At 36.4% G+C, this 12,739-nt stretch carries 14 protein-coding genes and 1 riboswitch; of the genes, 3 read left to right on the top strand and 11 right to left on the bottom strand.

Going from position 1 to position 12,739, the window contains the following annotated elements; translation table 11 throughout:
* Positions 1-10: 10 nt before the first annotated feature.
* Entirely contained in the window at positions 11-445 is a 435-nt protein-coding gene (locus ACFSO7_RS04860; RefSeq protein ID WP_377876453.1) for a MarR family winged helix-turn-helix transcriptional regulator, read from the bottom strand.
* A gap of 158 nt (positions 446-603) precedes the next feature.
* Here ACFSO7_RS04860 and ACFSO7_RS04855 point away from each other — a divergent pair, with 158 nt between their 5' ends.
* A complete protein-coding gene (locus tag ACFSO7_RS04855) occupies positions 604-2,103 on the top strand; it encodes an ATP-binding protein (protein ID WP_377875808.1) in 1,500 nt (499 codons plus the stop codon).
* A gap of 158 nt (positions 2,104-2,261) precedes the next feature.
* Positions 2,262-2,621, top strand: a complete 360-nt coding sequence (locus tag ACFSO7_RS04850) for a hypothetical protein (protein WP_377875807.1) — start codon at positions 2,262-2,264, stop codon at positions 2,619-2,621.
* Between the two features lie 137 nt (positions 2,622-2,758).
* Here the strand turns inward: ACFSO7_RS04850 and ACFSO7_RS04845 are convergent, their stop codons facing one another.
* From ACFSO7_RS04845 to ACFSO7_RS04830, 4 genes are read right to left on the bottom strand one after another with little or no spacing between them, the layout of a single operon-like run.
* A complete protein-coding gene (locus ACFSO7_RS04845; RefSeq protein ID WP_377875805.1) occupies positions 2,759-3,043 on the bottom strand; it encodes a ferredoxin family protein in 285 nt (94 codons plus the stop codon).
* Positions 3,043-4,341 carry an FAD-dependent oxidoreductase gene (locus ACFSO7_RS04840; RefSeq protein WP_377875803.1) on the bottom strand — a complete coding sequence of 433 codons (1,299 nt, stop codon included), beginning with the start codon at positions 4,339-4,341 and terminating at the stop codon, positions 3,043-3,045. The genes ACFSO7_RS04845 and ACFSO7_RS04840 overlap by 1 nt, the downstream gene beginning before the upstream one ends.
* Positions 4,334-5,365 (bottom strand): electron transfer flavoprotein subunit alpha/FixB family protein, encoded by a 1,032-nt coding sequence (locus ACFSO7_RS04835; protein WP_377875801.1) that lies wholly within the window; start codon positions 5,363-5,365, stop codon positions 4,334-4,336. The genes ACFSO7_RS04840 and ACFSO7_RS04835 overlap by 8 nt, the downstream gene beginning before the upstream one ends.
* Positions 5,366-5,399: 34 nt before the next feature.
* On the bottom strand, positions 5,400-6,224 hold the full coding sequence (locus ACFSO7_RS04830) for an electron transfer flavoprotein subunit beta/FixA family protein (RefSeq protein ID WP_377875800.1): 825 nt from the start codon (positions 6,222-6,224) through the stop codon (positions 5,400-5,402).
* 495 nt (positions 6,225-6,719) lie between these two features.
* Here ACFSO7_RS04830 and ACFSO7_RS04825 point away from each other — a divergent pair, with 495 nt between their 5' ends.
* Positions 6,720-7,451: a ZIP family metal transporter gene (locus tag ACFSO7_RS04825; protein WP_377875798.1), complete on the top strand. Its 732-nt coding sequence runs from the start codon at positions 6,720-6,722 to the stop codon at positions 7,449-7,451.
* Between the two features lie 62 nt (positions 7,452-7,513).
* On the opposite strand, the gene ACFSO7_RS04820 is transcribed toward ACFSO7_RS04825, so the two are convergent.
* The 6 genes from ACFSO7_RS04820 to ACFSO7_RS04795 form a co-directional block, all read right to left on the bottom strand.
* Positions 7,514-7,777: an aspartyl-phosphate phosphatase Spo0E family protein gene (locus ACFSO7_RS04820; protein ID WP_377875796.1), complete on the bottom strand. Its 264-nt coding sequence runs from the start codon at positions 7,775-7,777 to the stop codon at positions 7,514-7,516.
* 229 nt (positions 7,778-8,006) lie between these two features.
* On the bottom strand, positions 8,007-8,540 hold the full coding sequence (locus ACFSO7_RS04815) for a 1,2-dihydroxy-3-keto-5-methylthiopentene dioxygenase (RefSeq protein WP_377875794.1): 534 nt from the start codon (positions 8,538-8,540) through the stop codon (positions 8,007-8,009).
* Positions 8,541-8,568: 28 nt separating this feature from the next.
* Positions 8,569-9,198, bottom strand: coding sequence for a methylthioribulose 1-phosphate dehydratase (locus ACFSO7_RS04810; RefSeq protein WP_377875792.1), 630 nt, complete (start codon positions 9,196-9,198; stop codon positions 8,569-8,571).
* Positions 9,188-9,862 (bottom strand): 2-hydroxy-3-keto-5-methylthiopentenyl-1-phosphate phosphatase, encoded by a 675-nt coding sequence (locus ACFSO7_RS04805; RefSeq protein ID WP_377875790.1) that lies wholly within the window; start codon positions 9,860-9,862, stop codon positions 9,188-9,190. The genes ACFSO7_RS04810 and ACFSO7_RS04805 overlap by 11 nt, the downstream gene beginning before the upstream one ends.
* A complete protein-coding gene (mtnW, locus tag ACFSO7_RS04800; protein WP_377875788.1) occupies positions 9,862-11,076 on the bottom strand; it encodes a 2,3-diketo-5-methylthiopentyl-1-phosphate enolase in 1,215 nt (404 codons plus the stop codon). The genes ACFSO7_RS04805 and mtnW overlap by 1 nt, the downstream gene beginning before the upstream one ends.
* A gap of 75 nt (positions 11,077-11,151) precedes the next feature.
* Positions 11,152-11,264, bottom strand: a riboswitch (SAM riboswitch).
* A gap of 90 nt (positions 11,265-11,354) precedes the next feature.
* Positions 11,355-12,527, bottom strand: coding sequence for a pyridoxal phosphate-dependent aminotransferase (locus ACFSO7_RS04795; RefSeq protein ID WP_377875786.1), 1,173 nt, complete (start codon positions 12,525-12,527; stop codon positions 11,355-11,357).
* Positions 12,528-12,739 lie beyond the last annotated feature (212 nt).

Below are 12,739 nucleotides of genomic sequence, written 5' to 3'. Positions count from 1 at the left end.
AAAGGGACTGTTAATATTTTCCAACAGATAATCCGAGCTTTTTAATTAGTTCGATCGCTATATTTTTTTCTTCTACTGTTAGACTAGACATTAATTCATGAATACGTTGTTCATGACCAGGAAAAATATCTCCGATAAATTTTCTACCTTCATCCGTAATTTGAGCAAAAGTAACCCTACGATCATTTGGACAGGCAATTCTCTTTAATAATCCTTTTTCTTCAAGTTTATCCACCACATAAGTAATACTGCCACTAGCTAACAAAATTTTTCCACCAATTTGCTGCAGCGGCTGGTCACCTTTATGGTATAAAAGCTCTAAAACAGCAAATTCAGTGGGATTTAAACCTTTAGATTGGATTAATTTATTTACGTGTTCATTTATTGCCTTATATGCCCTTGATAAAACTATATATAGTTTTAAAGACTGATTTGAGTCAACCATCACATGTTTCATTCCTTTTTATTCAAAAATGACTGATAAATATCTTGAATTCAAAGTTATTATAGTGAAAATCTCATATGTTGTCAATTTATCTTTTGCTAATTTCATTCACTATGTTAATGTATAATGTGTTAAATAATTCAATCAAGAGGATCGCTATGAAAAAATGGTTTAAATCTAATATTTTTATCTATTTTCTTATTGTTTTACTCCCTACTATACTCTCCAGCTCATATTATTTACATTTCATCACTCAAAAAGAAGAGCAGGAAAGAACAGAGTACGCAAAATGGATTGGGTCAATCTATCAACGAACTTGGGACACTTTTATTGGTGAAACAATGACCAGCCTAAAAATACTCTCCCTATCTTCATTAATCACAGAAGATTCTAAGGAGAAAATCAAGCCACTGTTAATGAAAATTCATCAAACTGATCCTCGGTTTGGAGGACTTTATATCCTTAATCCAAAAGGAAAAGTATTGGAAGGATCAAATTCTTTTTTAGTGGACACCGATCTTTCCAGTAAGGAGTACATACAAACTGTCATTAAATCTAAAGATTCCATCATATCTGACTACAGCGAAATGATGATAAATAATCAAAGAGTCGTCGGCTTAGCCACACCGGTAATAGATGATCACCAACATCTAAAAGCCATCATACTAGCGAATTTACGAATTGATTATATTGAAAATACGATGCGAGTTCTTTCACCAGAAGAGAAAATAAAAGTAATCAGTTCGAGTAATAATGAAATGATTAGCTTAAATGATAAATCCAAGATCAAAAATGTGAAAGAATGGATTTCAGTGCCGATTGAACAACTGCCCTGGACAATAAAAGTTAAAATAGCTCCAGTAAACATAAAAGCAATATTGATTGATTTAAGTAAATTTATTCTTTCACTCTTTATTATCACAAATATCCTTTTCTTGCTTAGTAAATATTTATTTTTAAAGCGACAAGCCAGCCATGAACGTGCTCAAAATGAAGCTCAAAAATTAGAACTTGTCGGCTCTTTAGCAGCAAGCAGTGCACATGAAATACGAAATCCATTAACTGGAATTAAAGGACTCGTTCAATTACTTAGTGAAAAATATAAATCTGAGGAAGATCAGTACTATTTTTCAGTTATCCAAAATGAGATTGAAAGAATTAATGAAATTGTTAGTGAATTTTTAATTCTTGGAAAGCCAACCGCACAAAAGTTGGAGAAGCTAGACTTACGGCAAGTCATCCATGAGATCGAACCTCTAATCGTTTCAGAAGGGAATCTACATCAAGTTAAATGTACAGTGTCTGTACCTCTTGATCCAATTATCATCAGTTGTTCAAAGGATCAATTGAAACAAGTAATCCTAAATATAACAAGAAATGCATTCGAGTCAATGGATAAAGAAGGTTGCTTATCTATTGACATCACCCATAACGGTACACAATGTCAGTTAGTCTTCACAGATACAGGGATCGGTATTTCAAAAGAGGGTTTAAAAAAGATCTTTTTGCCATTCTTTACTACTAAAGATACAGGTACTGGCCTTGGACTAGTCGTTTGTAAAAGAATCATTCAATCATTCGATGGTTCGATTGAAATGGAAAGCGAAGAAGGGAAAGGCACAAAAGTGACCATTCAAATCCCATTAAGTGGCTCATAATATTCATTTATGAGCCTTTTTGATGTTATAAAACTTCAAAAAGAAATGTTCATAATATCTCAGGTAAAATATTCGAAAAATTTTAACAATTAGATGATAAAATTTGGTGGTTTTTCACATATAATAATGGTAGAACGCAAAATGAAGGAGGTTTATGTATGTACCAGTCCGATACCCTAGAATTTTATCCAAAATCAATCATCCCTATTGGCATGAAGGACAAACAAGCTCTTAAAATTATTCATGAAGGTACTGTCCATCTTTTAGAAGCAACCCACTGGTTAATTACTTTAAAAGAAAATATTAATCCGATTCAAAATCAGGATCAGCAATGGCAAGTATGTCTAGTTCCAACTGATTTAGAAGGTCGATATACGTGGAGTCAGCCTTTTTTTGCATCCACATGTTTTGATTCCATAGAACAGGCTATTGATATCTCGTGCGAGTTAGAGATGTATGGGCAAGACGATGCGATTTTTTCTTCAAACATCCGAGAGAGAATGGGTGCCGCCTCTTAACAGATTCCCCTTTTTGCGCTTCACCCTTTTTTATCTTCGATTGTGAAAATATATACATACTATGTTTACTAAAAGCAAGAAAAGGCCACCGAATCGATATGATTCGTGTAGCCTTCTCAACAAGACAAGTTCTCAATTTATGCTAATCTGAAGACAATCCCATGTCCACCCTTTGGGTATTCCCATTTAATATTTTGATGTGGACAGCCAATTCGGCAGCTACCACATTCATGACAACCCTCGTAGCCTACCTGCATTCTTAATCCTTCCCATTTATATACTTCGGCTGGGCAAAAGATCGTACAAATTTTGTCCGGACATTTAGTCATACATATATCATGATCCAATACCGTTAAATGTGACTTCGTATCACATTTAAAACGTAATAAATACTGTTTTTCTTCGATATTTTTCGTAGACATTATTTCACCGCCTTCCACGCACGATACATATCTTTCATGACATTAAATGTGCCTCTCTCCTTCGTGATGCTTCGCATAATTTCTTTTTGTTTATCACGTTTTGGAGTTCCATCAACGGTAAAGAATTTACTCATCGCCTTATTCATCATCGGAACATACTCATTAAAGTATTGTGGATATTTTTCAAACGTATGCGCAGCATCCTTATACTTCTCTAAATCCTTAATAATAAAGCTGTCATACAGTTTTTCGCGATACAAGTTTAAACTTGATTCGCTAAAATCTCCACGATATTTTGCCTCGATAATAGCTTCTGCTGCCATTTTTCCAGAAGACATCGCCATATTCGAGCCTTCACGATGGATTGCATTAACAAGTTGTGCTGCATCTCCGACGACTACCACCCCATTACCAGCCACTTTTGGGACGGAGCGCAGCCCACCCTCGGGAATAAGATGAGCTAAATATTCTGCAGACTCCCCACCTTCTATTAAAGGCTTAACCATTGGGTGATTTTTTAAATAGTCTAATAGATCATATGGCTTTATTTTGGCCTTGATCATACTTGAAAGCGTAGTACCAACACCAATATTTAAACTATCCTTATTCGTATACAGAAATGCCGTGCCTAAATTTCCTTTAGTGGAATCTCCGAAAATTTCAATTGTACAGCCTTGGTTATCTGATAAATTAAAGCGGTCATTTATTTTATCTTTAGGTAGGTTAATCACCTCCATCACGGTTAGAGCTACTTCATCAGGACGGAATTCTTTATGAAATCCGAGCTGCTTGCCAAGTAAGGAGTTAACTCCATCTGCTAATACAACTACATCAGCGTACACCTCACCATCTGGGCGATCCGTTCTGACGCCGACAACTTTTCCTTCTTGAACAATACATTCAAGAACAACTGTCTCATTGATTAATAGAGCACCCGCTTCAACAGCTTTCGCAGCGAACCATTGGTCAAATTGTGCCCTTAGTACAGTAAAGTTGTTATAAGTGGATTCCTCTCCCCACTCAAGCCCTTTATAACCAAATGTAACAACTGATTCCTTATCCATCATCCAGAAACGCTGTTCAATAATTGGTCTTTCCAGCGGAGCTTCCTTCCAAAACTCAGGAATCAACTCCTCCATTTGCTTTCGATACAAAACGCCACCCATTACGTTCTTACTTCCAGGATATTCTCCACGCTCAATTAATAATACTTTTAAACCGCTCTTCGCACATGTTAAGGCGCAAGCTGTGCCAGCAGGACCTGCTCCTACTACAATCACATCAAATTTTTCAGACATAGCTCATTTCACCTCCTGAAGTTTTCTGTAATTCTTTGAATTGTTCAATCAATTTCGGGACAATCTCCAGTGCATCTCCGACGATTCCGTAGGTAGCCACATCAAATATCGGAGCATTTGGATCTTTATTAACGGCTATAATAGTCTCGGAGTTTTTCATACCGACAACATGTTGAATAGCACCCGAAATTCCAACTGCAAAGTAAACTTTAGGAGTAACCGTCTCACCTGTTTGACCGATTTGCTGCTCATGTGGAAGCCAACCAGCTTCAACAACATCTCTTGTACCTCCAACACTTGCACCTATTGTGTCTGCAAGTTCATAAAGCATTTGGAAGTTTTGATAATCACCCATACCTTTCCCACCACAAACGATAACATGGGCCTCAGCTAAATTTGCCTTCTTTGATAAATCCTTCACAATTTCAAGTACTTTTGTTCGCATATCCTCTTCTTTTAAAGAAATAGTCTCTTCGATAATTTTTCCAACTCGGCTTGAGTCTGGCTCTAATGCCTTCATTACCTTCGGACGTACTGTCGCCATTTGAGGGCGATGTTTTTTACATAAGATCGTTGCCATAATATTTCCACCGAATGCAGGTCGACTAGCTTCAAAAAGCCGGTTATTTAAATCAATGTCTAGCATAGTTGTGTCAGCTGTTAATCCTGTGCTTAAGTCAGTTGCCACCGCACTTGCTAAATCTTTTCCGTTAGGAGTTGCACCATATAAAAAGATTTCCGGTTTGTATTTTTCTGCTAACAACATAACACCCTTCATATAGGATTCTGTCCGATAATCTTTTAACACGGGATGGTCGATCACATACACTTCATCAGCCCCATGATAGATAACTTGATTTGCTAAGTGTCGTACACCATCGCCCAATAATACACCTGAAAGTGGAACTTCTAATTTATCAGCCAATGTTCTGCCTGCACCTAATAACTCAAGTGAAACACCTTCAATTTCACCTTCATTTTGTTCAATGAATACCCAAACCCCTTGGTATTCTTCAAGATTCATAGGTGACCCTCCTTATCAATAGGTTAATTGCCTCTTATTTTTTCGTCGGTAAAGCAAAAAGTTCTTTTTTCTCCAAAAGTAATTCAACAAGTTGTTTCACCTGTTCATCTGAAGTCCCTTCAAGTCTTTTACCACCTTCTGGTTTCGGTGGAGTAAACATTTTTCCAACGATCGTTGGCGAACCTTTCAAACCTAGCTGTACTCTGTCCACATTTTCAAGATCCCCGACAGTCCAAATGATAGACTCATATCTTGCAGCCTTTATCATATTAGGAAGTGGTGAATATTCAATTTTGTTAATTTCTTTCTCAACCGTTAACAGGCAAGGTATTTGAGTTTGAATCAATTCATAACCATTGGTCAATTTTCTTTTGATGATAACCGTTTTTTCTTTTTCATTCACATCAGTTACTTCTATTACATTTGTAATTGGCGGAATATCAAGTCGTCTAGCAATTCCAGGACCTACTTGACCAGTATCACCATCGATTGCATGTTTTCCGCATATTACCATATCAATTGGTTTGTCCTTTGCAATTCTTTCAAGAGCTTTAGATAATGCATAGCTAGTTGCAAGTGTATCTGCTCCAGCAAATGCACGATCAGAAATGAGATAGCCTTCATCAGCCCCTATTTCGATACTTTTCTTAATAACAGCTGTCGCTTGGGGCGGTCCCATAGATAGGACAGAAACGGTACCGCCAATCAGTTTTTTAAGTCTAACAGCCTCTTGAACAGCATGTGCATCGTAAGGATTTAATATGGCAGGTGCACTGCGACGGTCTAGAGTGTTTGTTTTTGGATTAATTTTAATAATTTTTGTATCAGGAACTTGCTTAACACAAACGACAATATGCATGTAATTGTTGACCTCCTCTATTTTAGGAATTGTAAAAAGTGCTGCTTTCATATTTATTTGAAAATGCTCTTATTACGATATATGACTCGTAATATAAGCATAGTACAAACAAGTTAAATTATCGGTTAACATGTGAATATATTCACAAAAATCATTTGCAAAAAAATTGTAACCATTTCTGTTCATTGAATATGATATAGAATGAATAACACTAGGCGATAGTCCATCAATTAATTATGTAATTATGTTGCGCAAAGGAAAAATTGTATCGTTCATCAAATAAGTGTAGTAGAATAAATGCATTATCTTATATTCAAGCTAATCTAGCTGATCAATGAAGGTATTTAATAATGTAATAGGTAGGCTATGTGGAAGTCTAATGCTGAAGTATAATAACCATTACTTATACTATAAGAAATATATAGATATAAACAATGATAAAAATCACACAAATGTTCGAAAATGATAAATTTTCAGAAGAAGGAGGACAATTCCATGAGCGAAGTGGTAATTGGAAGTATATTATCAGCCTTATCAACTGGTTTGGGAGCATTGATTATCCTATTTATGAATCATTCTCTTACTCATAGATGGCGGGATACATTATTAGCCTTCACTGCTGGTGTTATGATGGCAGCATCAATGTTAGGGCTCATACCTGAGGCACTTGGCTATGCAGGCTTCCCCCCTTTAGCGATTGGTATTTTTCTTGGGGTTTATACTTTAAATGTAATGGAAAAAAATATCCCACATATTGATTTACATCATTCGAAAAGTGGATTGCAGTTCGATGAAAAAGCATTGTTAATTATCGCAGCGATTACGCTTCATAATATTCCGGAAGGCCTTTCTGTCGGGGTTAGCTATGCATCAAATCACGGAGAAACTGGAAATATGATTGCCTTCGCAATTGGTTTTCAAAACGCACCAGAAGGTCTATTGGTTGCCTTATTTTTAATTAATCAAAGAATTAATAAATGGAAAGCTTTTTTCATTTCTACTCTTACAGGTGCAATTGAGATTGTTACGTCATTGTTAGGTTACTACCTTACTAATTATGTGAAAGTGCTTGTTCCGTATGGACTTGCGTTTGCGGCTGGAGCGATGCTGTTTATCATTTATAAGGAATTAATCCCAGAAAGCCACGGTGATGGAAATGAACGTTCATCCACTTATTCATTTATATTTGGATTACTATTTATGATACTCATTATTGATATTTTCTAATTTTAGGCACTATTAATTTAATTTTAAAGGGACTAGAGTTCGATTCTTTAGTCCCTTTTCTTCTATATATATATAATCTCAGAGGTTAAAGAAGCTCTAGGCCAAATGAGCATTTGTGTAAAAGTAATTTTTACATCTTTTGTGTTCTTTTGTTCCCTACGAAAGGTACATTGGTATTCGTAAATGAGCTTGTCCAATTCTTGGCTATAATGAATGGTTTCATCGCTAGTAAATCCTGTCACGGCGGCAGATTTCATCATTATTTCTCTAACTTTGTTAATCTCATCTAACATTCGATTAGAATGCTTCTTTTCTGTCAGGCACAACTCTTTTTCCCCCTAATCAACATTCCATTTACCATTAAATAATTTATCTATACTTGAACGATTATGACAATAATATGTAAAAATGTAAATAGAATCGCAAAATTAGACAAAAGTTCTATTTATACTAATTGATTCGACAGTTTGTTTAGTCGTAGGTCCTATGTTTTCGACAAATTTCATCTCCAAAAAATCGAAAGCCCTTCATCAAATGATGAAAGGCTAAAACTGCTTATGCAATGACCTCGTCGTGATTATAAATCGGTACCCAACCTTCCGTTGTAACAAATATTCTTACGGCAACCACTTTTCGATCTTCTTTTAATGTAAAGTAATGGCGAATATTTTCTGGTACGGAAATGAGATCACCTGGCTCTAGATGAACTTCAAAAAATTCTCCATCCTTCCCTTGAATAATGAAAACCCCATGGCCACTTACAATAAATCGAACCTCATCATCTGTATGATGATGTTCCTTTTGAAAATTAACTAATAATGTTTCAAGATTGGGAGTATTTTCAGATAAAGCGATGACATCTTGTGCTTTATATCCTCGTCGTTCTGAGATGTCAGCAATTTCATCTGAGAAGGCACTTAATATTTCTTCCTTCTCCACATCTGATAATAAAAACTTCTCAACTAAACTCTTCGGCAGCTTATTAATATCCCAATTTTCGTAAATGACATCCTGCTTATTTAAAAAATCTAAAACTTCCTCTTGATTATGAATTTGATTTCCTGTTTTTTGTAATTGAATATAAGCCATTTTTATCTTCCTTTCTAGAATAATTTCATTATACAACTTTAAATAATTGAAATGGTTTATGTTCTAATAACCGAAGTTGATATCGGAATAAAAACTCAGATGCCTCTAAGATTTTTTTTGCTTCAAATGCCGATCTTCCCCAAACCGTAATCCCGTGATTACGAATTAAAACGGCACCTGAATCTCCTTGAATATGATCCGAAAATGCTTTAGCTAAAGAAGGGATATGAGCGTAGTTACGGATAATCGGGATTTTTAGGATAGCATCTTCCTCCCATCGATCAAACGCTTTAATTAGCTCTTGTCCTTGAAATGAAACCTCTCCACGATCCCCATAAACTTCTGAAATGACGTTATTATCAATTGTGTGGACATGCAAGCTACAGCCTGCGTTCGTTCGGCGATAAATTTCAACATGCAATAGCGTTTCAGCAGAAGGTTTTAAATGAGTATCATTAGCAGGTCTGCCAAATTCGTCCACAAGCAAAAAATCCTCATTCGTTCTTTGACGCTTATCTTTGCCACTAGCTGTTACTAAAAATTGTAGTGGGTCATCTTGAACTTTAATGGCTAAATTACCACTCGTCCCCATAAACCAATCCCTTGCTGCAAGCTCATCTTTAACATCTGCTAACTCATTCCATTTCTCATGTAACATTGGCTAATTCCCCCCTTGTCAATTCCTTTATTGAATCGAAGCAGTCATAAAAAGTGTTAAATTTCTTATGCTTTATTTTTAGCTGCTCACATTTTTCTGCTAAAAAATCTCTCGCGAAAACAAAGTCTGCCTGCTTAGCTGCTTCTAAATCTGTAATCGAATCGCCAATAACAATCGTAAATTCATTTTCGCTTTTTAATTTCCGGATAATGCTTGGTTTACAACAACCACAGCCGTTTTGACAATTTTGGTCACAAGGATTTGGCCATCGGATTTGAATGTTTTGCTTAGAAAAATCAGCACTGTTACAATAAATATTTCCAATGAATCCTACTTGTTCCAAAATAGGGTGTACGAAGAAATCAATCCCCCCACTAACGACATAGAAAGGAATATTTTCTCCCTTAGTCAACTGCAGTAATTCGTTGAAGCCTTCGCGGATGACAGCGTGTTTCAACGAAAACTGAACAATTTCATCCTTTAAGGTACTTGGTAATAAAGCAAACATTTTACCAACGCCTTCTTCGATACTAATTTTTTGAGACAAAATATCGTTTTTAATTGGCTCCCATTCAGGTGGTGCAAACTCATTCATGATGGCAATAATATTATCCTTCTCTGTGATGGTGCCATCAAAATCACAATAAATGACTGGTTTTATCATTAGGCTCTTACCTCCTTAGGTCCCCAAAGCTCTAGGGCTACCTTTAATTCTGGATAGTATGATGCGCCTTCTTGTAGAGTTTTTCCTAATAAGTGGATATCAATTGCTTGTCGAAAAGCTTTTCCCCCTGATGATGCCCCTCCTGGGTGTCCATGTACACCACCACCAGCATTGATAATAGAGTCAGTACCGAAATCATTGATTAATAACGGAACGAGTCCTGGATGAATTCCTGCCGATGGAACAGGGAATGTCTTTAAAAAGAATTCATCTTCTTTCAAAAGCTCTTGTTTGATTGCCAATGTTTTCACTTTCTCAAGTGCAACCGATCCATATGGTGAAGGGAATAAGGAGAAATCTGCTCCAGCATATCGCAGTAATTTTCCTAAAATCAAAGCATGTGAGAATCCGTAATGACTTGAAGAAAGAAAAGATCCACTAACAGCAGGGTGAGCCATTATCGGTAATCCAATTTCTTGATCTTCACGTAATTCTTGTAAACTATCTAATCCGTATGAAAATACATTAAATAATAATACATCTGCTCCTAATTCAGCCGCTTTTCTTGCTTTATCTCTTAGACTAGATGATCTTCCTGTTAAATTAACAGCATACAAGGTTCGATTGCCCGTTTCTTCAAGAGTTGTTTTTAATATTTTCTTACCAGCAACAATTCGTTTTTCAAATGGGGTAAGTTCGTTTTCAAAGAGAATTTCATCATCCTTGACGATGTCAATTCCACCAAAGCTTTGTGCCATTAGTTGTTTAGATAAAAAATCAAGATCTCTACCGATTACGCCTTTGAAAATACTCATGAGTAGAGGACGATTGTAGACATTGAGCAATTTTCTAATGCCTTCTATTCCGTATCTAGGACCCGGAAAAGCTTTTTTTAACTGTTCAGGGAAAGTTAAATCGATAAGTTTGACTTTACCATCAAGCGAAAGCTTTCCAAATACGGTTGTTAATATCGCCGGTATATCCGCTGAAAAGTTTAGAAGCGGATAGGCAATTTTTATAATGGCTTCGCCTTCCTTATCAGTTATCTCTTCAATCGAAACAACTTTACCTTTATGCTTTTTCAGTTGATTTTGTTCAAGTTCAGGCAGGTCTGTCCAAGAACCGATGGTTAAACCTAAAGCTATTTCTTCAGCTTTTTTTAACGGGCTTCCATTTATTTCTTTTATCAAATACGTTGCTATTAAATCATTCATGATGGATACTTCCTTCCCTAAAGCAATAAAAAAACCTCTTCAAATAAGAAGAGGTTAGCGTGACAAACTAACGTCCTCTTATCTATCAGCTTTATGCTGCAAGAATTAGCACCGTGCTTTATGAATTATTCATAAAATCGGTTGCCGGGCTTCATTGGGCTAGTCCCTCCGCCTGCTCTTGATAAGAAAATCGTTTATTCTATTTTAAAGTTAATGATATTGTTTTCTCAAATTAATATGGATTATGACAGGATTTTTTTAAGTTGTCAACATATTTTTTAGAATATTTTCAAAGATTGGATTCTTCTAACTGCTTCGTGCATCCTTTCTTCCGAGGTTAATAAGCCAACGCGAACATAACCTTCCCCATAACTCCCAAATCCAAGTCCAGGTGCGACAGCAATTTGCACCTTCTCTAATAAATAGTCGGCAAATTCTTCTGAGGTAAATCCTTCTGGGACCTTTAACCAAGCAAAAAAGGAACCCTTTGGGGCTGTTACATTCCATCCGATGGACTTCAATCCCTCTATCAGTACATTTCTTCGTGATTCATAAAGATCGTTTAGTTCTTCTACACATTGTTGTGAAGCGTTTAACGCCTCTGCTGCAGCTTCTTGAACCGCGCCAAAAATACTCACATATAAGTGATCCTGCATAAGTTCAATCGTTGAAATTACACTTCGATTTCCGACAGCAAATCCAACCCGCCAGCCAGCCATATTATATGTTTTTGATAATGTATAAATCTCAATCCCAATATCTTTTGCACCTTCCGTTTGTAAGAAGCTAAGAGGCTTTTTACCATCAAACCCAATGGCTCCATAGGCAAAATCGTGAACAACACAAATATTGTTCTTCTTTGCCAGCTCTACTGTTTTCGAAAAAAATTCAGGTGTTGCAGTTGCACCTGTCGGGTTATTTGGATAATTAATAAACATAAGTTTTGACTTCTCTAGAATGGCAGGATCGATATTTTCATAATTTGGTAGGAAATGATTTTCTTCAAGTAAAGGCATAATAGCCATATTTGCCTTTGCAAGGGCTACACCTGATAAATAATCGGGATAACCGGGATCAGGGACTAGTATGGTGTCTCCAGGATTTAATAGGCATTGTGGAATTTCTACAAGCCCTGCCTTCCCTCCGAACAAAATAGCCACCTCTTCGTCTGGATTCAACTGGACACCATATTCTCGTTCATAAAAATTGGCAGCCGCTTGCTTCAAGTATTTATACCCTTGGAAAGGTGAATACTTATGATTTTTTGGATTGGCAGCAGCCTCTTGAAGCTTTTTCACAATATGATCAGGCGTCGGCTGATCTGGATTACCTTGCCCTAAATTAATTACATCATAGCCATTAGCAATATAGTGTGACACCTTTTTCACTAAAGACGCAAAAAACTGCTTCGGCAAACTATTTAACAAATCTGACTGCGGAAAAGACCTCATCAACATCCACCTACTTCAACGTATTAACGTACTGGGGGTCAGTCCCCCATCGTTTCACCACTTTAACGTGTTGGGGGACTGACCCCCAATGATTTAACGCGTTAACGTGCTGGGGGACTGACCCCCACTGCTTTAATGTGGGAAAAAGTTTGTATTGAAATTCTAGTATGAAATGATATATGGTTATTGTCAGAATGTAAAGAAAAAATTTT

The organism is Bacillus sp. CGMCC 1.16607 (assembly GCF_042683745.1).
In the GTDB taxonomy this organism is placed as follows: domain Bacteria; phylum Bacillota; class Bacilli; order Bacillales; family Cytobacillaceae; genus Pseudoneobacillus.
Note: the sequence above shows the minus strand (reverse complement) of the source record. Positions and strands in the feature narration are given on the sequence as shown.